This window comes from Pedobacter frigiditerrae, from assembly GCF_032678705.1.
In the GTDB taxonomy this organism is placed as follows: Bacteria; Bacteroidota; Bacteroidia; order Sphingobacteriales; family Sphingobacteriaceae; genus Pedobacter; species Pedobacter frigiditerrae_A.
The window spans coordinates 1,113,906-1,135,597 of sequence record NZ_JAVTSS010000002.1; the positions used below are offsets into that span (position 1 = coordinate 1,113,906).

At 35.5% G+C, this 21,692-nt stretch carries 12 protein-coding genes; 6 read left to right on the plus strand and 6 right to left on the minus strand.

Going from position 1 to position 21,692, the window contains the following annotated elements; translation table 11 throughout:
• Window positions 1–4: 4 nt before the first annotated feature.
• Window positions 5–910, minus strand: coding sequence for a hypothetical protein (locus R2Q59_RS15575; protein WP_316770702.1), 906 nt, complete (start codon window positions 908–910; stop codon window positions 5–7).
• A gap of 224 nt (window positions 911–1,134) precedes the next feature.
• On the opposite strand from R2Q59_RS15575, the gene R2Q59_RS15580 reads away from it, so the two are divergent.
• Window positions 1,135–2,673 carry a glycoside hydrolase family 10 protein gene (locus tag R2Q59_RS15580; RefSeq protein ID WP_316786138.1) on the plus strand — a complete coding sequence of 513 codons (1,539 nt, stop codon included), beginning with the start codon at window positions 1,135–1,137 and terminating at the stop codon, window positions 2,671–2,673.
• A gap of 46 nt (window positions 2,674–2,719) precedes the next feature.
• Here the strand turns inward: R2Q59_RS15580 and R2Q59_RS15585 are convergent, their stop codons facing one another.
• From R2Q59_RS15585 to nagB, 4 genes are all read right to left on the minus strand, one after another.
• Entirely contained in the window at window positions 2,720–3,958 is a 1,239-nt protein-coding gene (locus tag R2Q59_RS15585; RefSeq protein WP_316786139.1) for a hypothetical protein, read from the minus strand.
• A 110-nt stretch (window positions 3,959–4,068) separates the two neighbouring features.
• On the minus strand, window positions 4,069–6,912 hold the full coding sequence (locus R2Q59_RS15590; RefSeq protein ID WP_316786140.1) for a M16 family metallopeptidase: 2,844 nt from the start codon (window positions 6,910–6,912) through the stop codon (window positions 4,069–4,071).
• 55 nt (window positions 6,913–6,967) lie between these two features.
• Window positions 6,968–8,116, minus strand: a complete 1,149-nt coding sequence (locus R2Q59_RS15595; RefSeq protein ID WP_316786141.1) for an acyltransferase family protein — start codon at window positions 8,114–8,116, stop codon at window positions 6,968–6,970.
• 104 nt (window positions 8,117–8,220) lie between these two features.
• Window positions 8,221–10,140 (minus strand): glucosamine-6-phosphate deaminase, encoded by a 1,920-nt coding sequence (gene nagB, locus R2Q59_RS15600; RefSeq protein WP_316786142.1) that lies wholly within the window; start codon window positions 10,138–10,140, stop codon window positions 8,221–8,223.
• Window positions 10,141–10,287: 147 nt separating this feature from the next.
• On the opposite strand from nagB, the gene R2Q59_RS15605 reads away from it, so the two are divergent.
• From R2Q59_RS15605 to R2Q59_RS15615, 3 genes are all read left to right on the plus strand, one after another.
• Window positions 10,288–11,487, plus strand: coding sequence for an anhydro-N-acetylmuramic acid kinase (locus R2Q59_RS15605; protein ID WP_316786143.1), 1,200 nt, complete (start codon window positions 10,288–10,290; stop codon window positions 11,485–11,487).
• Between the two features lie 185 nt (window positions 11,488–11,672).
• Complete coding sequence (locus R2Q59_RS15610; protein WP_316770711.1) at window positions 11,673–14,705, plus strand: SusC/RagA family TonB-linked outer membrane protein; 3,033 nt, start codon at window positions 11,673–11,675, stop codon at window positions 14,703–14,705.
• Between the two features lie 16 nt (window positions 14,706–14,721).
• Window positions 14,722–16,017: a RagB/SusD family nutrient uptake outer membrane protein gene (locus R2Q59_RS15615; protein ID WP_316770713.1), complete on the plus strand. Its 1,296-nt coding sequence runs from the start codon at window positions 14,722–14,724 to the stop codon at window positions 16,015–16,017.
• Window positions 16,018–16,053: 36 nt separating this feature from the next.
• Here R2Q59_RS15615 and R2Q59_RS15620 read toward each other — a convergent pair whose 3' ends face one another.
• Window positions 16,054–16,800 (minus strand): DeoR/GlpR family DNA-binding transcription regulator, encoded by a 747-nt coding sequence (locus tag R2Q59_RS15620; RefSeq protein WP_316770716.1) that lies wholly within the window; start codon window positions 16,798–16,800, stop codon window positions 16,054–16,056.
• Window positions 16,801–17,033: 233 nt separating this feature from the next.
• Between R2Q59_RS15620 and R2Q59_RS15625 the strand changes: the two genes are divergently transcribed.
• Window positions 17,034–20,117: a SusC/RagA family TonB-linked outer membrane protein gene (locus R2Q59_RS15625; RefSeq protein WP_316786144.1), complete on the plus strand. Its 3,084-nt coding sequence runs from the start codon at window positions 17,034–17,036 to the stop codon at window positions 20,115–20,117.
• Between the two features lie 11 nt (window positions 20,118–20,128).
• Window positions 20,129–21,676, plus strand: coding sequence for a SusD/RagB family nutrient-binding outer membrane lipoprotein (locus R2Q59_RS15630; protein WP_316770721.1), 1,548 nt, complete (start codon window positions 20,129–20,131; stop codon window positions 21,674–21,676).
• Window positions 21,677–21,692 lie beyond the last annotated feature (16 nt).

Consider the following 21,692-nt stretch of genomic DNA (forward strand, 5'->3'; position numbering starts at 1 on the left):
TAGCTTACCTTAACTCAATCTGGCTTTTTCCCATCACATAACCATCAGCATATAAAATAATTGAATAATTACCTTTTATAAACTCTTTAGGGTTAGTCCAGTCAATTTTATAGGAAGTTTCATCGTCATTATATGAAAACTCAATTGCGCTGCTGTATTGCATTTGCTGTCCATTAATCTCAAACAGGTTATTCTCATTGGCAATTAAATTTCCGGCAGGATCAAATACTCTCAAATATACTTTATGGTAATTTTTTTCTGCCAATGGATTAGCAACAATTGCAAAGTTAATGGTTAGTTTATTAGCTGTACTGGCCCTGGTAACCAAAACATTTTTACCGCTACTTTTAACTTTATAGGCTTCAATCTTTATATTACTTGCCTTTAATGCAGCGCCAACTTTAACTTTTGCATTTAAATTCTCGTTTTCACGTTCTAAATTTTCAGCTTTTTCACTATAGTTATTTACAGATGTTTTCAGGCTATCACGTTCAGTCTTCAGGTAAAGATTTTCTTTTTCCAGTCTAACAATCTGATCATTATAGTTTTTCACAAACTCTCTAAGCTCTTCAATTTGCTGTTTTGCCTTATCCAAATCGCCCTGTGTAAGCTGCCCTTTTTGCAATGCCGATTTAAGTTCACTAATCTTGTCTCTAGCTATTTTTTGTTCTTGTGTTAACTTATCGTTTAATACAATATTTAATGAGTTTACTTTGTCAAGCTCAGCCTCTATCTTTTCAACTTCTAAGTTTAGGCGTTCTTTTTCTGTACTTACAGTTACAAATCGGCTACTTTGCTGTTTGTCTTTTATGTATAAATAGGCGTTTATGCCTAATAAAGCAGTGATAACAATAACTAAAAAAACAACCTTATTTCTATCAACTTTATTTACAGGTTCTTGATCTTGCATAATATGATTAAAATTCATTTTACACTTAGATACGAGTGGATCTTAGTGTCTTATTGTTTTAATGGACAGCTAACATAATATAAAAAAATGAAAATTGTAAAAATAATGACACTTTTGTACAAGATTTAAGCGAAAAACCGTTTACTCAATTAAAGTTTAAAAATTAATACTGTACTTTGAACACTACAAATCAACCCAAATATTCTTCTTGTAATATAAATTTAATGCATAAAAGCACTATATTCCTACTTTTCGTCTTAATCGTCTTGCCACTTTTTTCAATTGCTCAAAACACCACAAAAATTGCTCCAAAACGCGAATTTAGAGGGGTTTGGGTGGCTTCTGTAAGTAATATAGATTGGCCTTCAAAACAAGGCTTAACGGCTGATCAACAAAAACAAGAACTCATAGCAATATTAGAGCAGCACAAAAAAAGTGGTTTAAATGCTGTAATGCTTCAGATTAGACCAACCGCTGATGCACTTTATGCAAAGTCTAGAGAGCTATGGAGTCATTGGTTAATGGGTAAGCAAGGTTTAGCACCAACGCCTGGTTACGACCCCTTAGAATTCGCCATTAAGGAAGCCCATTTTAGGGGAATTGAATTGCATGCTTGGTTTAATCCATACAGGGCAACCATGACAGCTACGCAGGTAGTGAGTCCAGATCACATAGTTAAGAAACGTCCTGAATTGTTTTATACCTATGGAGGACAAAAATTATTTGACCCAGGAATACCTGAGGTTAGAGAGTATATCACACAAATTATTTTGGACGTTGTAAAAAGCTATAATATAGATGGAGTTCATTTCGATGATTATTTTTATCCATATCAAATAGCTGGGCAAAGAATTAACGACAGTTCAACGTTTTCAAAATATCCAAATGGTTTTACTAAGATTAACGACTGGCGTAGAAACAATGTTGATTTATTAATTAAGATGGTAAACGACAGTGTTCATCATTACAAAAAGTATATCAAATTTGGAGTAAGCCCTTTTGGTATATGGCGAAATTATAGGGAAGATACACTAGGCTCGAAAACAAATGGTTTGTCTAATTACGAAGAACTTTATGCTGACTCTAGGAAGTGGATAAAAGAAGGTTGGGTAGATTACATTAATCCTCAAATTTATTTCACCTTTAATAGATCTGCGGCTCCTTTTGGTGTGTTGTTAGATTGGTGGGGCAACAATACTTTTGGCAGGCATTTGTACATTGGACAAGCTGCATATTTAGTTAATACCGTAACACGGGTAGATCCTACTTGGATGAGGTTGACTGAGGTGCCAAATCAAATTAGGGCAATGCGACAAAATAATAGGGTACAGGGAAGTATCTTTTTTAGCTCTAAATCCCTTTCTACTAATGCAAAATCATTAACAGATTCTTTAAGGAATGATTTTTATAAATATCCAGCGTTACCACCTCAAATGCCTTGGTTAGATGATGTAATGCCTAATCAGCCACAAACATTAACCGCAGATGCATTGCCAGATGGAGTTAATTTGAAATGGACAAAGCCAGCACCTGCAAAAGATGGAGAAACGGCTTCTGGTTATGTAATTTATCGCTTTGTAGAAGGAGAAAAGGTAAACATACTAGATCCAAAGAATATCTTAAGGATTAGCTTTGAAGATTTTACTTTTTATCTGGATAGTAGTGTTGAAAAGGGAAAAAGATATAATTACTTGGTTACTGCCTTAGATAGATTAAAAAACGAAAGTGAACCAAGTGGTCCGGTAGGCGTACAAGCAAAATAAAAGGCCAGCCAAGTTTGGCTAGCCTCAGTTCTATAAAAGATATTGCTTAATTGAAAATTGATTTAGTTAAGGATGTTTGTACTTTAATTTTGCTTAACTGAGTTAATTTGGATGCATTGTTGTAGTTAAACTGATAAACACCATCTTCTCCTGTAACAATTAAAGATTTTGGACCAGCAATTACGTCAAAGCTCTTGATATTATCTAAGTGCTGAAGGAGATTATTCCCAATCTTATTTTTGTCAGTAATATTAAAGCTTTTTATCCCAAACGTGCCTTCACATAAAAATAGATTATTGCCACTTACACTTAATCCATGGGGGTTTTGCATTGGGAAAACAGCCACTTGTTTAGGTTGTGTTGGATCTTCTATATCAACTACCTCTAACTGATTAACAGCTTGCCTACAAAAATTACCGGTACGCAAAGTTACATATGCATATTTCCCTTGTACTACTACTGGGTCGCATGCAATTACATGGCTATAAGTAGATAGTTTTACTGGATTGCTGGCGTCAGTTGCATTAAAAATATGCATGCCATTATTGGTGCCTATAAAAAGTTTGTTCTCGTATGGGAAAATAGTTTCTACGCCCCAAGCTAAGTTTATCGTCTTTACGAAAGTTGGGTTTGATACAGTTCGTACATCAAACAAGCTTAAGTCTGCTTGCCCTACTGTATAAAGATATTGATTCATTAAAGTAAACCTCGCCATAGAGCCACCCTGCCCTGATGAACTACTTGCGGTTGAGCTTGACGAGGAATACAGCGCCATATCTTTACTGTAATAAGTTTCCTTATTTATTAAAGTGTCTTTGTAAGTTACTACATACTTTTGTACGCCATTACCAGAGATATAAAATTGCTTAAAAACATCTTTTAATCTTTTTACTTGCTTAATGTTTGTGATGCTAGAGATATCGAATGCCAATAAATCGACATAACTGTCTGCGTATAAGATATTGTTGCTAATTGCAAGGTCTACATTGCCAGGTATTTGCAAAAAAGCTAGGTTAACAGGTGTGCTTGGATTAACATTGCTATAAATGTGAATGCCTTTATTTGGTTCGTTAATGAAAAGTAAATCATTGTAAACATAAATCTTTCCTGTTTTTTTTGGTTGGGTTGCTTTGATTGACCCCACAGGTAATGTTCTCATGGCGTCAACAGACATCACTTTTGCGATTTGGATAATCTCTAATTTCCCTTCATTGTTTTTTTTGCATTGGGTAAATGTGATAAAAGCTACTAGTAACAGCAATACATTAAGTAAAATTTTTTTCATGGTTTGTTGGTTTTATTCATATTACGTTACAAGATGTTAAAACGCTACAAGTAAGTTAAATAAAAAAGCTTCCTGAAAATTCAGGAAGCTTTTTTGCCAATTTATAAATTCTATTTCTTTTCAGGAAGTAATATAAATTTGATAAGGTTTTTGCCACTTAAATAAGTATTCGCTGCAGATTTTAAGCTTTCAGGAGTTACCAATTTCAATGAATCAATATAAGTTAAAACCTCTTTCGGATCTTCTTCATTTTGGTAAGAGCCAACAATATTCCCTAACCAGAATTGATTAGATTTTAATTGTGTTTCTGTACTACGCGTTTCTTCAGCTACAAATTTTTGAATATCAACAGCAACCGCTCCGTTGATTTTAATCTTTTTGATTTCGTCTAAAGTAGAAGCAATCAATTTCTCTACATTTTCTGGAGCACAACCAAAAGAAATTGATAATGAATAACGGTTTACAGGATACTTGCTATATGAAGCACCAGCATTTACACCATATACCCCACCTTCATCTTCACGTAATCTTTCAATTAATTTAATATTTAAAACTTCTGCCAATGCATCTAATTGATTATTATTGGCTGAGTTGTAAGTATAATCTCCGCTAAATAACAACCTCACTGTAGCTTTAGGCTCTTGGCCTTTTAAAACAGTTTTAGTAATTAATCCAGCAGGAACCCTAATGCCTAAATCAACCGCTTTTTCTTTTCGATTTGTAGAAGGTAAAGAGCCCAAATACTGCTCTAATAATGGCTTTATTTTAGCCACATCAAAGCTGCCTACAAAGGTGAAAGTAAAATCACTAGCATCTGCAAAGCGTTCCTTATAAATTTCAAAAGCACGATCTAAATTAATTTGATTTAGTTTTTCTACTGATGGCCCAGTTCTTCTAACATTATAATTTCCCGTTACTGCAGATACTGTATCACCGAAAACAGAATTTGGATCGCTATCTCTGTTCGCTAAATTTCCTTTTTGCTGAGAGATAATTCCTTTAAAGATTTCAGGATCCTTACGTGGCGCTGTAAAATATAAATATGTTAATTGTAGGGCGGTTTCTAAGTCCTTAGGAGTTGTAGATGCAGAAATACCTTCACTGCGCTCAGAAATCATTGGTGAAACAAAAGCCCTTTTACCATTTAAATATTTTGGTAACTGTATAGAATTAAATTCGCCAACACCACCTCTACTTATTACAGAAGCAGCATTTGCTGCCGATTGATAATCTGCATCGGAGTATAATGAAGTTCCACCTGGGCTAAAGCCATAAAATGAAATTTCATCATTCTTAAAATCTGTAGGTTTAAGAACTACTTTAACACCGTTTGATAAAGTTAATTCTGTTACGCCAATTTCAGTGATTTTTTTCTCTGAAACAACCTTGCCTGCAACTGGTTTTTTAGCTAACAATGGTTTATCAGAAACCTGATCTACATAAGCAGTGATACTTTTATCAGCTACAACACTATTTATCCATTCGTTAACTTTAGCTTCAGAAGGTAAATTGTCCTTCTCTTTATCTGGCGCCATGATAATTACATCACGATTGATATCAGTAATATATTGTTTTGCTAAGGCATTAACTTCTGCTAGAGTAATTGAAGGCAATGCATTTTTATAGAAATTGTATTCGTACTCAATTCCAGGACTAACCGTGCCTTTTAAAAACAATTGCACATATTCTTGTACAAAGCTGTTAGAAGAAGTTTTATCTTTTTCTTTAAACGCCGACTCCTGAGAGGTTAAAAAAGAAGCTTTTGCTCTTTCAAGTTCTGTAGCTGTGAATCCAAAACGTTTAACCCGCTCTACCTCTGTAAAAGTGGTTTTTAGGCCTTTTTCAAACTCGCCTGGTTTAGCTGCGATAAATGTTGTTGCGGCATCTAAGCCAGCTAGGAAGCCAGAAATGTTACTTCCTGCTTGCAAAAATGGAGGGTTTGCTTGTTTACTCAATTCGCTAAAACGGGCACCAAGCATTTGATTATACAATGAACGGGTAACAGAATTTTTTAAGTCTGTTTTAGTTAATAAGGGTTGTTCTTTATGTTTAATTAATATTTGAGCAACGGTTACAGGGAATTCTTTGTCTGTTACAGCAACAAACTGATTTTTACCACTAAGTGGAATGTCGTATTTTGTTCTAGGTTTAGCATTAACCGGATTTTTTAAGTCAGAGAATTTCGCTTTAATCATCTGCTCCATTTCATTTACATCAATATCGCCAACCACAATTAATGCTTGTAAATTTGGTCTGTACCAATCTCTATAAAAATCTTTAATGGTTTGCGGTGTGGCGTTTTTCAGTACATCTTCTGTACCAATTGGCAACCTGTTACTGTAACGAGAATTGTTAAAAAGCATTGGCAAGTATTTCTCTTGCATACGTTGTTGCGCACCTTTACCTAATCTTTTCTCTTCTAAAACAACTCCTCTTTCTTTGTCAATTTCTACGGGATCCAAGGTGGCATCTTGTGCCCAGTCACGCATAATTTGTAGGCCATTTTTAACAATAACAGGGTCATCACTAGGTATAGGAAGTTGATAAACAGTTTCGTCAAAGCTGGTGTAAGCATTTAAATCTGCCCCGAAACGCACACCTGTTTTTTGTAGGTAATTAACTAGCTCGTTTTTTGGAAAATTCTTTGTGCCGTTAAAGCTCATGTGTTCCATTAAATGCGCCAATCCACGTTGATTGTCATTCTCTAAAATAGAACCAGCTTTATTGGCCAGATAGATAGTTACCCTATTTTTAGGTTCCACATTTCTACGAATGTAGTACGTAAAACCATTTGGCAATTTTCCAACTTTTACTGCAGGATCTAACGGAACTGAATTATCAGTCTTTGATGTAGTTGTTTTTGTGGCAGATGCCGATGTTTTCTTTTGTTGCGCCAATACGGGTTGTATAAATAAACCTGAGGCAAGTGCATAAATTAGATAGTGTTTTTTCATAAATAGTTTTTAATTGTATGTATAGATTAGATGTTAAATAAAATAATATGTTTCATTAAACTTTAATAATTATGTTTTTCTTGTACATGATCCAAAGTATTACATAAAAAAACAGAACAAATGTAATTGCATAAGCTAATGATGCGTTTATTGGAGAAAAGTAAGGCGGGAAAAATGTCTGATAAAACCAGCTTAAAGCTCCGGTTTCATCGCCATTTGATTGCTTAATTTTAATCATATTTAATAGACGCGGCATCAAGCCTGATACAAAAAACACGGTTATTGCATTTACGCCGTAAACTACGAATGGCTTTGTAAAGCGATTATAATTATTTATATCAATTATCCAATAAGACAGTGATAAAACAATGGTTGCCAATCCACCAGTATATAAAACGTAAGAACTTGTCCATAATGCTTTATTAATGGGAAATTCTAAATCCCATAACAAACCAGCTAAAACCGAAACCGTGCCAACAGAAAATAACCAAGCAATTTTTTTAGCAGGTTCTACATCTTTCCTCTTAAGGTAAACGCCAACTAAAACACCAAATAAACCTGTTGCTATTGCAGGTAAGGTGCTTAAAATCCCTTCCGGATCCCAAGTTTTAGCCGACTTCCATAAATGTGCTTCAGTTAAAATTGTACGATCTAACCAAGCCCCAAGGTTGGTTTCTTTTTCGAGGTTTGCATAGCCAACTTCAGGTACTGGAACAAACATCATTAAAGCCCAATAGGTGATGAGAATAATTATAATAGCTCTAAAAATATTCTTTTCAGAAAGTTTTAAGAATAGAACAGAAGAGATAAAGAAGACTACGCCAATTCTTTGCAAAACACCTGGAATACGTACGTGTTTTATTGCCTCAATAAAATCAAAGTCACTAAATTTTCTTGGAAAGATGGAAAGAAATATTCCTAGGCCAAAAAGAATTAAACCTCTTTTTAGTGCTTTTAAAATAGTTTTGTTATGGCTGGATGGATCTAGCTTTTTACTGCCCATGGCGTAAGCTATAGACACACCAACTATAAAAAGAAAGAATGGAAAAACAAGGTCAGTTGGTGTACAACCATTCCACTCTGCATGTTCAAGCGGAGCATAAATATGGCCCCAACTACCTGGATTGTTAACCAAAATCATTGTGGCAACGGTAAGGCCACGGAAAAAATCGAGCGATAGTAACCGCTGAGGTTTTAGTTCCATTTTATTAATTTAAAATTATCCTCTATGTCCATTATCCTCTTTAAAGAATTAAGAACTAATATAGAGGATAATTTTAAATGTTTTCCTAAAAGACCTTTTAGGTACTAGAATTTAAATCTTACAAAAGCCTCCATGGCTTCGTAATCAGCCAAACCTAAATTGTCATAAGATTTAGCAGTCTCTCTGTTTCTATCTTCAGCTCTTTGCCAAAATTCTCTAGCATCATCTCCTGGGAAAACGGCTCTATCTTTTTGGGATTGATGTTTGAAAATGGCGAATTTTTTACGTTCAACTTCTTGCGGGCTAAGCGGAACTGCCATCTCGATTTCGTGTGTTTCAAACTCTAGCCAAGCACCTCTATACATCCATAGCCAACAATCTTTAACCCAACTTTCAGTTTTACCTAATCTTCTTAGGGCTTCTATTATGATGTTGAAACAAACAATGTGAGTGCCATGTGGATCTTCAAAATCCCCAGCGGCAAAAACTTGCTCTGGTTTAATTTTCTGAAGTAATTCCATTGTTAACAAAACATCAGCTTCTGTAACAGGATTTTTTACATTTTTACCGCTTTCGTAAAAAGGTAATGCCATAAAATGGATATGGTCATCTTCTAATCCGCAATAACGAGCACCAGCAATCGCTTCTCCTTTTCTAATTAAACCTTTAACGGTCTGTATTTCTGGAATGTCAACTTGATTGGGTTTCTTTTGCTCTATAAACTGACGCATTTTTGTATACGTTTCTCTCATCTGAGGCTGTGGCATTCCCATTTTTTCAGAGAAATCTATGTTAAATTCCACGAAACGTAATGCATCATCATCCCAAACTGCTGTATTTCCAGAAGTCTGGTATGCAACATGTACATCATGTCTTTGATCTACTAAGCGAATGAATGTACCACCCATAGAAATTACATCATCATCAGGGTGCGGAGAGAAAAGAACGACTCTTTTTTTAGCTGGTTCAGCCCTTTCTGGTCGCTGGCTGTCATCAGCATTTGGTTTTCCTCCTGGCCAACCAGTAATGGTATGCTGTAACTTGTTAAAGATATGGATGTTGATATTATAAACTGGACCTTTTTCTAAGGCCAATTGCGCCATTCCATTATTGTTAAAATCATCTTCAGTTAATTTTAAAATAGGCTTGTTGAGCTGATTAGCTAACCATATAACTGCTTTACGAGTTAATTTATCTGTCCAAATACAATCCTTAACTAACCAAGGCGTGTCAAATCTTGTTAATAATGACGCTGCTTCTTGATCTAGTATAAATTCTACGTTATCAGATAATTGAAGGTAAGTAGCAGGAACATCACTAGACATTTCGCCTTCAACAGCTTTCTTAATAATAGATGCTTTTTTTCTATTCCAAGCCATCAAAACAATTTCTCTAGCTTTGAAAATGGTACCAATTCCCATTGTTATGGCTTTTGTTGGCACAAAAGACTTACCTCCGAAATCTCTTGCCGCATCTCTACGTGTAAGATCATCCAATGTTACTAGTCGAGTGCCAGAATTTGGTGCCGAACCAGGCTCATTAAAGCCGATGTGACCAGTACGGCCGATACCCAATATCTGCATATCCAAACCGCCATATTCGCCGATTTTGTTCTCATAAGCTAAACAAAAAGCAGGAATGTCCTCAAGCTTCAAAGTGCCATCTGGTATATGAACATTGTTTATATCAATGTCAATATGGTCAAATAAATTTTCATTCATAAATGAAACATAACTCTGTGCAGCAGTTGCTTGCATAGGGTAGTATTCATCTAGGTTAAAAGTAATTACATTCTTAAAGCTTAAGCCTTCTTCTTGGTGTAGTCGCACCAATTCTGCATAAACAGCAATTGGGGTAGCGCCAGTAGCTAAACCAAGTACAGCATTTAAATTTTTTGCTTGTTTTTCTTTAATGATGTTCGCAATACGATGCGCTACATTGATAGAAGCTTCCTTAGGATTTTTAAAAACAGTAACTGGGAGTTTTTCGAACCTCGTTTCTTCTAATAGATTTAATCTTGCCATTAATCTGTTATTATTTAGTGAACGGAGCGGTAAATATAGAGAGTAATGCACACTTTTTACCAAAGGTTATTTACTTTTATTGCAAGTATTTTTAAAGATTGCTTTAGCGTATCAAATCAAACGTTTGTTTAATTGTAAATATTTTTTATGAATAATTCCATTCAAAAGCTCTATTCCATTGCCAATAAAAATGAGCGGTTAATTATCGGATTAATGTCGGGAACTTCCATGGATGGCCTTGATGTTGCCCTTTGTCACTGTAAAAATAATGGTAGCCAAACACAGGTAGAGTTATTGAATTTTATTACCATGCCATATCTGGATGATTTTAGAGCCGATGTTAAGAGTATATTTTCTAGAAGAGATGCAGATTTACAAAAGGTGTGCTTGCTAAACGAATTGATTGGAATTACACATGCGGATTTAATTTTACAATCTTTAAAAAAATGGAATGTGTCAGTTGAGCAAGTCGATATAATAGCAAGTCATGGGCAAACAATCTTCCATGCGCCCAAATCCTTACATCAATTGGATAACTATCCAAATGCTACCTTGCAAATTGGAGATGGTGACCATATTGCCGTTAAAACAGGTATTATTACCATTTCAGATTTTAGGCAAAAACATTTAGCGGCAGGAGGCGAAGGAGCTCCACTTGCTGTTTATGGAGATTATTTGGTTTTTAGCAAAACAGGAGAGGATAGGATCATGTTAAATATTGGAGGTATAGCCAATTTTACTTTTTTACCTGGCGACAGGGATGCATCCAAAGTATTTTCAACAGATGTGGGGCCAGGGAATACATTAATGGACCACTTTGTTCAAAAACATTTTCCGGGCGAGTATTACGATAAAGACGGGAGAAGAGCAAAATCAGGCAAACCAAATAACGACTTGCTTAATGCATTATTAGATAATGGATTTTTTACAATAGGATTCCCAAAAACAACAGGACCAGAACTATTTAGTTTAGCCTATCTAATACAGGCGCAAGAAGTAAGTGGCACAATAAATTTATGTGAGGAAGATATGCTGGCAACGCTTTGCCATTTCTCAGCAAGAGGGATAATAGATGCTATTAAAAGAACAATTGATTCATCGACCATGCCAAAAATATTCATGAGTGGTGGTGGTATGCATAATCCTTTATTAGTAGAAATTTTAAAAGAAGCATTGCCAACTGCCCTATTCAGTACAACAGATGAATTAGAAATTAATCCAGATGCCAAAGAGGCGGTCTTATTTGCTTTGTTAGCTAATGAAACAATTGCAGGGAACCCAATAAATTTTGGCGATAGAGAGGGTGTTCCATCGGTTTGTATGGGTAAAATTAGCTTGCCTAATTAATGTTAGTTTGTTTATAAGTTTTATTGAAGTTAAAACAAACATTTTTTTCATCTTTAATAGATTTTTCAAAGCTGCTAAAGGCCAGAAAAATAAATTAATCAGCTTAGCTGTAATTCTAACCATTTAAATTTTTAAGTATGACGAGATTTTACATGTTACGGTGCTCAAAACTATTTTTTTTGTTTTTGACACCAATCTTTATGTTGTTGTTGTTCTCTTCAGCAAGCGCACAAACGAATCGTTATGTAATTAGCGGTAAGGTAATAGAGGAATCCACTAAAACTCCTATTCCTGGGGCAGGTGTTAAAGTGCAGGGAACTAACTTCGCAGTAGCCGCTAACAGCGATGGTACTTATTCTCTAGTTGCCAACCTTGCGCCTGGAACTTATCAGCTTGCAGCAACATACATAGGTTATAAAACCATTACTAGACAAATCACATTGGGTAGTAATAATAATGTAACTGCAGATTTTTCTTTAGCTCAAGATGCTATGGGATTAGATGAGGTTATTGTTACAGGTACTTCTCAAGGTACAACAAGAAAACAACTGGGAAGTTATGTGAGTACGGTTAAAGGAGATGATTTAAATAAAGCACCTAGTGGTAATGCCTTAGCTTCTTTACAAGGTAAAACTCCAGGCGCACAGATTAGCCAAAATTCTGGTGATCCAGCAGGAGGTATATCAGTTAGGTTAAGAGGAGTTAGTTCAGTAAATTCTTCTTCGGAACCTTTATATATTATTGATGGGGTAATCGTAAACAATTCAACCACAAGAGTTACCAATACCTCTTCGAACTATGATGGAGGAAACTTTATAGGTAATATTGGGCAGAATAGAATGGTAGACATCAACCCTGCAGACATTGATCGTGTTGAGGTGTTAAATGGTGCTGCTGCAGCTGCAATTTATGGATCTAGAGCAAATGCTGGAGTAATTCAAATTTTCACAAAAAGAGGGAAATCAGGTGCTACTCAGGTTAATTTTAATTCAAGTTTAACAATTAGCGAATTACGCAAACAGATAGATGTTAATCAATCTCCAACTAAATTTGGAGGACCCACAGATGGGCCTACAGCACAAACACAGGATGTATTATCTCCAGCGTTAACCAATACAACTCCAGTAACTAGGTATAATTATCAAGATTATATTTTTCACACAGGCGTAGGTACAGATAATGCTGTTACTGTTGCTGGAGGAACTGAGAACACTAAGTTCTATACCTCTGCTGGTTATTTTTCTAACCAAGGTATTATTCAAAATACAGATTTTAAACGTATTAACTTTAGAGCAAACCTTGATCAGGTAATTAATAAATGGGCTAAAATGACTGCTGGGTTTAATTACATCCACAGTAATGCAAATGAAAAGCCTGATGGAAATTCGTTCTTCTCACCGATGAACTCTGTAACCATTATTGGTAATTTCCATGACATCTTTGCAAGAGACGCACTGGGTAATTTAAAAGCTGTAGGTGAGCGTGGTCGTGTAAATCCAGTTTCTGTAATTGAAGATATTAAACAACGCCAATTTACAAATCGTGTTATTGCAAATGCTGGCTTAAAACTAAACCCCATTAAAAACTTAACCATAGATTATACAATGGGTTTGGATAACTCCATCCAAAATGGAACAACCTTTATTCCTCCATTCGCTTATAATGTAAGCACAGGTTTCTATGGTGGTGGCCCAACCTTAGACCCATCATTAAATGGTTATGCTAGTGCGGCTAATGCAACCACCACGTTATTTAATAATGAATTGAACTTTACTTACGATACAAAAATATCTGATTTATTAAGTTCTACTACGCAACTAGGCGGTTCGTATCAATATCAAAAAGATTTGTACAGTTTAACAAACGGACGTGGCTTGGCTCCTTTTGTACAAGTGGTAAATGGTGCTAGTACAATGTTAACAGGTGCAGATAGTAGATCAGAATTTTCTATCAGCGGTGCCTACTTGCAACAAAATTTTAAATATAAAGATCACTTGTTTGTAACAGGCGCAATTAGGGTAGATCAGTCTACTGTATTTGGAGAAGATAATAGGACGCAATTCTATCCAAAGGCTAATATTAGTTACGTCTTGTCTTCTGCAGATTATTGGAAAGATTTTGGAGTTTCTTCATGGTGGAATACATTCAAAATTAGAGCTGCTTATGGCCAGTCGGGTAACTTAACAGGTATTGGCGCTTATGACCGTTTTAATGTTTATTTGCCAAATGCGCTAAACAGTAAAACTACGCTTACTTCGAGATCAGTTTTAGCAAACACAGATGTAGTGCCTGAACGCCAAGAAGAGTTAGAGATTGGTACTGATATGTCGTTCTATAATAACAGATTAGGTTTAACTTTCAGTTATTATAATAAAACTGTTTCAGATTTACTTTTAGAAGTTTCTGTAGCACCAACCACAGGTTTCTCTAGTTTGCTAGATAATATTAGCGGTACACTTAAAAATAAGGGGGTTGAGCTGATGCTAACTGGCGTGCCTATTAAATCGCAAGATTTTACGTGGACATCAACTTTAATTTACAACAGAAACAGAAATAAAATTGTTGGCTCTGGAGCAAGACAAACATTTTCTACAAATCCAGGAGCGCCAGTATCTATTATAGATGGTTATCCGATAGGCGTATTTTATGGAACCTATTTTGAAAGAACTTCTGATGGAAATATTGCTACAAACGCAGCAGGAATCCCTTTAACAGCTGGTCAAGCGGCAGGTAACGTACAACGTAAAGTTATTGGCGATCCTAATCCTGATTACACAGCCTCATTTGTAAATGAATTTACTTATAAAAAATTAAGTTTACGTGTACAATTAGATGCAGTACAAGGAGGCGATGTATGGAATGCGGATTGGAGAACAAGACAAGGAGTTGGTAATGGAAAGATTGCAGAGGCAGAGCAAAGGGGGCAATTGCCTAGAGGTTATGTTGCCGGTGTTTATAATGTTGAAGAATGGCGCATAGATGATGGCTCTTTCGTAAAATTGAGAGAAATTTCTTTAAGTTATAATATCGGACAAGTAAAATTCATCAAGAATTTAGCTATTAATCTAAGTGGTAGGAACTTATTCTCTTGGGATAACTACAAGGGCTATGACCCAGAATTAAACTCTGGTGGTCAATCTACTCTTTTAAGAAATATTGATTTCGGTCCAGTACCTATTCCTAGAACTTTCTCTTTAGGCTTGCAAGCAAAATTCTAATTTAAAAACCTTTTTTATGAAAAATTTAAAATCAAAATATATAGGTTACACATTTCTCTTTACGGCAATAACATTTTCTGTTGCCTGTAATAAGGAGTATTTAAACCCTAATGCAGCAACGGCTGATGATGTGTTAACTTCTGCAAAAGGATTAACTGGAGTAACGGTTGGTCTGCAAAAAAGCTATTCTACTACAAGACCAAGTGTACTGTATGCATCTATCACGTTAAATGGGTTAACAACTAATGAATTGATATCTATTAATACTGGTAACACAAACGAAGAAAGGTTAGCTGCTGGTGGTGTTCAAGTAGATGGATCGAATACCATATTAGGTAACGTTTGGACAGGTGCCAATAAAATAATTTATGATGCTGATAACGTAATTACCAACGCTGCGAATTTGCCTGATAAAAACTATGCTGCTGGTTTAATTGCACACTCAAGTATTTTTAAAGCCTTGGCGTTGGGTAATTTATCAGAGTTTTGGGAAAATGTTCCAGCAAGTACTGGAAAAAACGTTCAATTTGTTACCAGGATTGAGGGCTACAATAAGGCAATTGCCACTATTGATAATGCCTTAGCTGTAATTGTTGCAAATCCAATTAGCACTTCATTTTCGGGAAATATCCCAGCGGGAATTGATATTGTAAACACACTGAATGCACTAAAGGCACGATATGCTTTATTTGCTGGTAACTATGCTTTAGCACTAACAGCTGCAAATGCGGTAGATTTAACCAAAAAATCTACTTTTACTTACGATGCGTTAAATCTTAACCCACTGTTTGAAATTGCAACATCCACAAACAACGTAATCCAGCCTAAAAATCTAAATTTAGGTCAAACAGGTGTAAATGTGCCAGATGCAGGGGATTTAAGGATACCATTTTACACAACTGTAAATACTACTGTTCGTATAAATGGTTTTGGTGCAGGAACATTTACGCAAATTCCAGTCTATTTACCAGGGGAGATTACCTTGATCAAAGCTGAAGCGTATGCTCGTCAAGCTACTCCCAATTTATCAAGTTCATTAACAGAACTTAATAAGGTAGTAACTAAAACAGCAGCAACAGATCCTTTTGGTCTAGGAGCCGCTTTAGCTGCATTAACAGGGCCATATACGCAACAACAACTATTGGACTTGATTTATAAACATCGTTGTATTGAGTTATTTATGTCTGGCTTAAAATTAGAAGACATGAGGAGATTTACCCAGCCTACGACAGATCGTAAGAGAAACTTTTTCCCTTATCCGTTTCAAGAGCGAGATAATAATACAAACACGCCGGCAAATCCAGCATTTTAAATAGAAAAGGGGGAGCGAAAGTTCCCCTTTTTCTATTTAAAGGATTTTCAAATTTTTAATTTGATAGTTCATTAGTTTTTCGTCGGAAGAATCTAACTCGGTAATTAAGTAGGTGATGTTCTCCAAAGCCGCTACCTTAAGCCTTAGGGAGATATTTAATTTTTCTGAAATACATAAAACGGCAGATTTCCTTGAAGAACTCATCATTGTTTTTTTCAATTGGTTAATCTCCCAATCGGTATCAGTCAATCCGTTAGTTGGGTGTATTGCACTTGTACCCAATAAACATAAATCAGCATTAATTTCTGAAAGTTGGCTTATTACGTGGCCTCCATACGTAATTTGAGAATTCTTAGAGAACAAGCCTCCAATTAAAATCACTTCCACTTTTCTATATTTTGCTAACTCAACTGCCACTAAAGGGCTAATTGTAAAAAATGTGGCTTGTAAGTTTTCAGGCAATTGTTTAACCAGCTCTATGATGGTTGTGCCGCCACCAGTTAAAACCACCATTCCATCTTTAATTAATTTGGTTGTTTTTTTTGCGATATTTATTTTGGCCTCTTTTGCATAAACAGAACTGTCATCAAAAGTAGAATGGTAAGATTTAGAAAGAGCACCACCATGAACTTTGTATAAAAGATTGTCGTCAGCCATTTCTTGTAAGTCTCTTCTGATTGTATCTTCCGAAACGTTTAATAATTGTACAAGATCTGATGTTAAAACCCTGTTATGCAGGTTTATTTGCTTCATGACAAAGTCGTGCCTTTCTTTCTTTAGCATAAAAAATAGCTTTTAGGAATATGTAATTATAAAATTAAAAATTATATGCGGTTTTTTGCAGGTTTCTGCAATATTAATTTGTTATAACTGTTACTTTTTGTTAAAATAATTCTTTTAATAGTGAAAAACATTTATGATATTTACTTAACTATTATTAAAATGCGCATTTATGCGTGTTTTGCAAGAACAAAACAATCAACAAACAAAACTTATTTTTAACCAAAACCATGTTTATGAAAAAAAAATTACTCATGCTGTTTTTGGGCATTTTTCTAACTGCTATCCAAGCGATGGCTCAACAGGTAACTGTTACTGGAAAAATAACTTCTGCAGAAGATGGATTGCCCATTCCAGGTGCTTCTGTAAAAATTAAAGGAACGGCCATTGCTGTTCAAACAAGTACCGCAGGAACTTATTCTATTAAAACAAAAGCAGGGGATGTTCTCCAGTTCGTTTATTTGGGTTTGTTGACTCAGGAAAGAACGGTAGGCTCAAGTACTGTAATTGACGTAACATTGTTGTCTGACACCAATAAATTGAACGAGGTTGTGGTAACGGCTTTCGGTATCGAAAGAGATAAAAGATCTTTGGCCTATGAAGCAGAAACTGTTAAAGGGACAGATCTAGCGCAAACACAACGTGAAAACTTCATTAATGGCCTTCAGGGTCGTGTAGCTGGTGTAACCATAACACCTACAAATGGAACGCCGGGTGCTTCATCATCAATTATTATTCGAGGTGCTGTTTCTTTAGATGGAGATAATCAACCATTGTTTGTTGTAGACGGTTTGCCAATTTCTAATAATACCTTTAGTGAGTATAATTTGGTTGGTCAAGGTACTTTTAACAGGCAGAATGATTATGGAAACAGGGCTATGGATATTAATCCTGAGGAAATAGAATCTGTAACTATATTAAAAGGACCAGAAGCGGCGGCTTTATATGGTACTCAAGGAGCTTCTGGTGCAGTAATTATTACTACTAAAAAAGCTAAAGCAGGTGCGGCAAGAGTGAGTTATAGTAATTCGTTTACATCACAAACACCTTATCGCTTTCCTGAAGTACAAGATGTATATGGTGGTGGTGCTGGAGGTATTTTTGATGAAGAAATTCGTACAAGAACATTTTTTGGCTCTAAGTATCCTGAGAAATATAAAATTTATGACAACCTCGGTAGTTTTTATCAAACTGGATGGACACAAAGGCACAATGCTTCTGTAGAAGGCGGATCTGAAGCTCTTTCTGTTAGAACAGGTTTAAGTTATGTTAACCAAACTGGTGTGATAGATGGTACTGATTATACAACCTTAAATGCTAAAGTTTCAGGTACTGCTAAAATTAGTGAAAAAATAAGCATGAATGCCTCAGTAAATTTTATTAGCTCAAAAACTAATAAAACATATAAAGGTGTAGGTAGTCCAATGCTAAGTGTACTAACTTGGCCTGTTGTAGACGACATTAGAAATCGTTATACAGCAACCGGAGACAGAAGGACAATTACTGGAAGTTTAAGTGGCGAGCTAGATAACCCACTTTGGGGAATGGAAAACAATCCAAATTGGGATAAAGTAAACAGGGTTTTAACAAATATTGGCTTCAAATACAAACCTACTAAATGGTTAAGTTTTCAAGGTACTGCAGGTGCTGATATTTATTCTCAGCAAGGGTTAGGTGCATACCATCCACAATCCTACAATGCTAACGTGACTGGTGTTTATGCAGGGGGAGGAATTAACACCTTTTCTGATAATTTTAGATTATTTAATGCTTCATTAATTGGTATAGCTACAAAAACTTATGGTAAATTTAAGCCAGTATTACGTGTAGGTTATGATATTTCAGACAAAGTGGAAGATGTAACCTCTCAATTCGGGAGCAAATTTTATCAAACTAATTTTTATAGCTTAAACAACACAGATCCTACAACACAAAGAGTAGCTTATGCCAACCCAATTATTCGTAAAATGGGTGTTTTTGGACAAGCAGAGTTAGGTTATGATGATATGTTATATTTAACTTTAACAGGTAGGGAAGATTTTACCTCGACTTTGCCAATTGAAAGATATACATTTTTCTACCCTAGTACTTCGTTAAGTTTTATATTCTCTGAATTGCCAGTGTTTAAGAAAATGAGCTGGTTATCTCAAGCTAAATTAAGAGGTTCGTGGGCGCAAACAGGTAAAGATCCTAGAAATGCTTATATTACAAAAACTAAATTAGTACCTCAAACTACAACAGGTGGCGGGTTTGCAGTGGATGTAACTTTAGGTAATCCAGATTTACGTGCTGAGTTTACTACTTCTACAGAAGCAGGTATCGATTTAAGTTTCTTAAAAAACAGACTATCTGCAAGCTTCTCTTATTATAAATTAGTAAGTGATGGTCAAATTACTGCTCCGAGATTAAGTTATGCAACAGGAGCTATTTTAGAGAATATCAATAGCGGAAAAGTTGTAAATCAGGGCTTTGAGTTAACTCTAAAAGGTTCACCAATAAGAAATAAAAATTTATCGTGGGATGTTTCTGCAAATGTTACCCGTGCTAGAGGTAAAATAACTGCTTTACCAGGAGATCAGGAAACATTTTATGTGTCTGATACATGGCTATTTGATAATGTTAGGAGACAATATTTTGTTGGAAGTTCAGTTTCTTCTCTTGCAAGTTTAGACTACATTAGAAATAAGAATGGAGAGATATTAATTAATCCAGCTAATGGAATGCCAATAAAGGATACCAATTGGACTCCAATTGGCGATAGTGCTCCAGATTTTGGAATTGGCATAACTAATAGTTTTACTTATAAAAATTTCAATTTGTCTTTCTTATTTGATATTCGTAAAGGTGGAGATATTTATAACGCTACAGAACTTTATCTGTATGCAAGAGGTATGTCTAAAACAAGTTTAGATAGAGAAGAACCTAGAATTATAAAAGGGGTATTGAGAGATGGTTTAGAGAATAGTGCTACACCAACTGCCAACAATATTGTCGTTATTCCTTATATCACTACATCTTATTATTCTACGAATTATAATACAAGAGATTTCTTGGAAAAAGATATCAATTGGATTAGATTGAAAGATGTTACCTTAGGTTATACCTTGCCAAAAACACTTTTTACTGGTAGCAAAACCTTTAAAAGTGCTTCTGTTTTTGTTACAGGAACAGATTTATGGTTGTTGACCAATTATTCAGGTGTGGACCCATCTGTTAATGGCTTAAGTGCGGCATCTGGAGGCACTGGTGGTTCTGGTATTGATTTTGGATCATCTGGCCAGCCAAGAAGTTTTAGTTTTGGATTAAGGGTTGGATTTTAATTATGAAAACGATGAAAAAAATATATTTTGTACTAATTGCATTAGCAATTACATTTTCGGGTTGTAAAAAGTATTTCGATATAAATACTGACCCTGCAACACCTCAAAATCCGGAAAGTAAAACATTAACACCACCACTTTTTGCACAAATGGAACGTGGCGTACAATTCGACGCAAGATACCTAGGCGGCTTGATCCAATATTTTGGCGGAGCTGTGAATGTAGGCGAACAACATGGTTGGTTACCAATTAGCGATGCCATGGGTGAAATTTGGCGTACTAATTATTATGGGTTGGGTGCTAACTTAAATTTGATTATAAGTGGTAGTGAAGCTAAACAAGAGTGGAATTATGTGGGTATGGCGCAAGCCCTAAAAGCTTGGGGTTGGCAAATTACCACAGATTATCATGGTGATATTATTTTAAAGCAAGCTTATGAACCAAACCGTTTTGTGTTTGATTATGATCCTCAATCTGATGTATATGCTGAAGTAGTTCGTTTAGCTAATGAATCTATCAAAAATTTCAGTAGAACTGATGGAGCAGGTACAGTTGCAAAATTGGCTGGGCCTGATTTAGTATATCAAGGTGACGCTGCTAAATGGATTAAATTTAATTACGGATTATTGGCGAGAAACGGTAATAACCTAGTTAATAAATCAACTTACGATCCGGCAAAAGTTATCGAATATTGTGATAAATCATTAGCGTCAAATGCCGATAACTTTATTGTGCCTAATAATGGTGCATTATCAGCAGATGCAAACTTTTTTGGACCATTAAGACAAAATATGGGTTCTTATCGCCAAACCAGAATTATTGTTGGTTTGCTGGATGGAAGCTACTTTACAGGTACGCCTGGTTTGGTTGTGGATCCACGTAGAGACAATATGATCACAGCATCTCCTGATGGAGTATTTAGAGGGACATCACCTTATTCAGGTGATCCTGGAACTGTTGCCGCAAAAAATCAAATTGCTAACCTTTGGGGAGTATATGCTGGTGCTAACCCTGGTGCTGGTTTTGGAAAGTATATCTTTAAAGATAAAGCTGGTTTCCCAATCATGACTTCTACTGAAATCCAATTTATCAAGGCTGAAGCAGCGTTAAGAAGTAATAACCCAACGCTTGCTTACACAGCATTCTTAAAAGGTATTTCTGAAAGTATAGATTTTGTAAGTAGTCAAGGCGTGGCAATTACTCCTGCTGCTAAAACTGCATATTTAACAAGTGCTTCCGTGCCACAAAGTGCAGCAGCATTAACACTAAGAGATGTTATGCTACAGAAGTACTTGGCATTGTACGGATATGGTTTTGTTGAAACTTGGAGTGATTTACGTAAATATAATTACATTACAGGTGATGCAAAAGGAAACAATCCATATGTAAATGTGTATTTTTTCCCCACTTCATTTTATGCTGACAATGCAGGTAAACCCGCTCAGCGCTATCGCCCAAGATATAACTCAGAATATATTTGGAATGTAGCTGCCCTCAAAAAAATTGGCGCAGATAAAATCGATTATCATACCGTTCCAATGTGGTTTGCTCAACCTTAACCCTTTAATTGAAAGA

Excerpts from the sequence above, each read along its gene's own strand:
- R2Q59_RS15575 (WP_316770702.1), bottom strand. The coding sequence starts at position 910 with ATGCAAGATCAAGAACCTGTAAATAAAGTTGATAGAAATAAGGTTGTT.
- R2Q59_RS15580 (WP_316786138.1), top strand. The coding sequence starts at position 1,135 with ATGCATAAAAGCACTATATTCCTACTTTTCGTCTTAATCGTCTTGCCA.
- R2Q59_RS15585 (WP_316786139.1), bottom strand. The coding sequence starts at position 3,958 with ATGAAAAAAATTTTACTTAATGTATTGCTGTTACTAGTAGCTTTTATC.
- R2Q59_RS15590 (WP_316786140.1), bottom strand. The coding sequence starts at position 6,912 with ATGAAAAAACACTATCTAATTTATGCACTTGCCTCAGGTTTATTTATA.
- R2Q59_RS15595 (WP_316786141.1), bottom strand. The coding sequence starts at position 8,116 with ATGGAACTAAAACCTCAGCGGTTACTATCGCTCGATTTTTTCCGTGGC.
- nagB (WP_316786142.1), bottom strand. The coding sequence starts at position 10,140 with ATGGCAAGATTAAATCTATTAGAAGAAACGAGGTTCGAAAAACTCCCA.
- R2Q59_RS15605 (WP_316786143.1), top strand. The coding sequence starts at position 10,288 with ATGAATAATTCCATTCAAAAGCTCTATTCCATTGCCAATAAAAATGAG.
- R2Q59_RS15615 (WP_316770713.1), top strand. The coding sequence starts at position 14,722 with ATGAAAAATTTAAAATCAAAATATATAGGTTACACATTTCTCTTTACG.
- R2Q59_RS15620 (WP_316770716.1), bottom strand. The coding sequence starts at position 16,800 with ATGCTAAAGAAAGAAAGGCACGACTTTGTCATGAAGCAAATAAACCTG.
- R2Q59_RS15625 (WP_316786144.1), top strand. The coding sequence starts at position 17,034 with ATGAAAAAAAAATTACTCATGCTGTTTTTGGGCATTTTTCTAACTGCT.
- R2Q59_RS15630 (WP_316770721.1), top strand. The coding sequence starts at position 20,129 with ATGAAAAAAATATATTTTGTACTAATTGCATTAGCAATTACATTTTCG.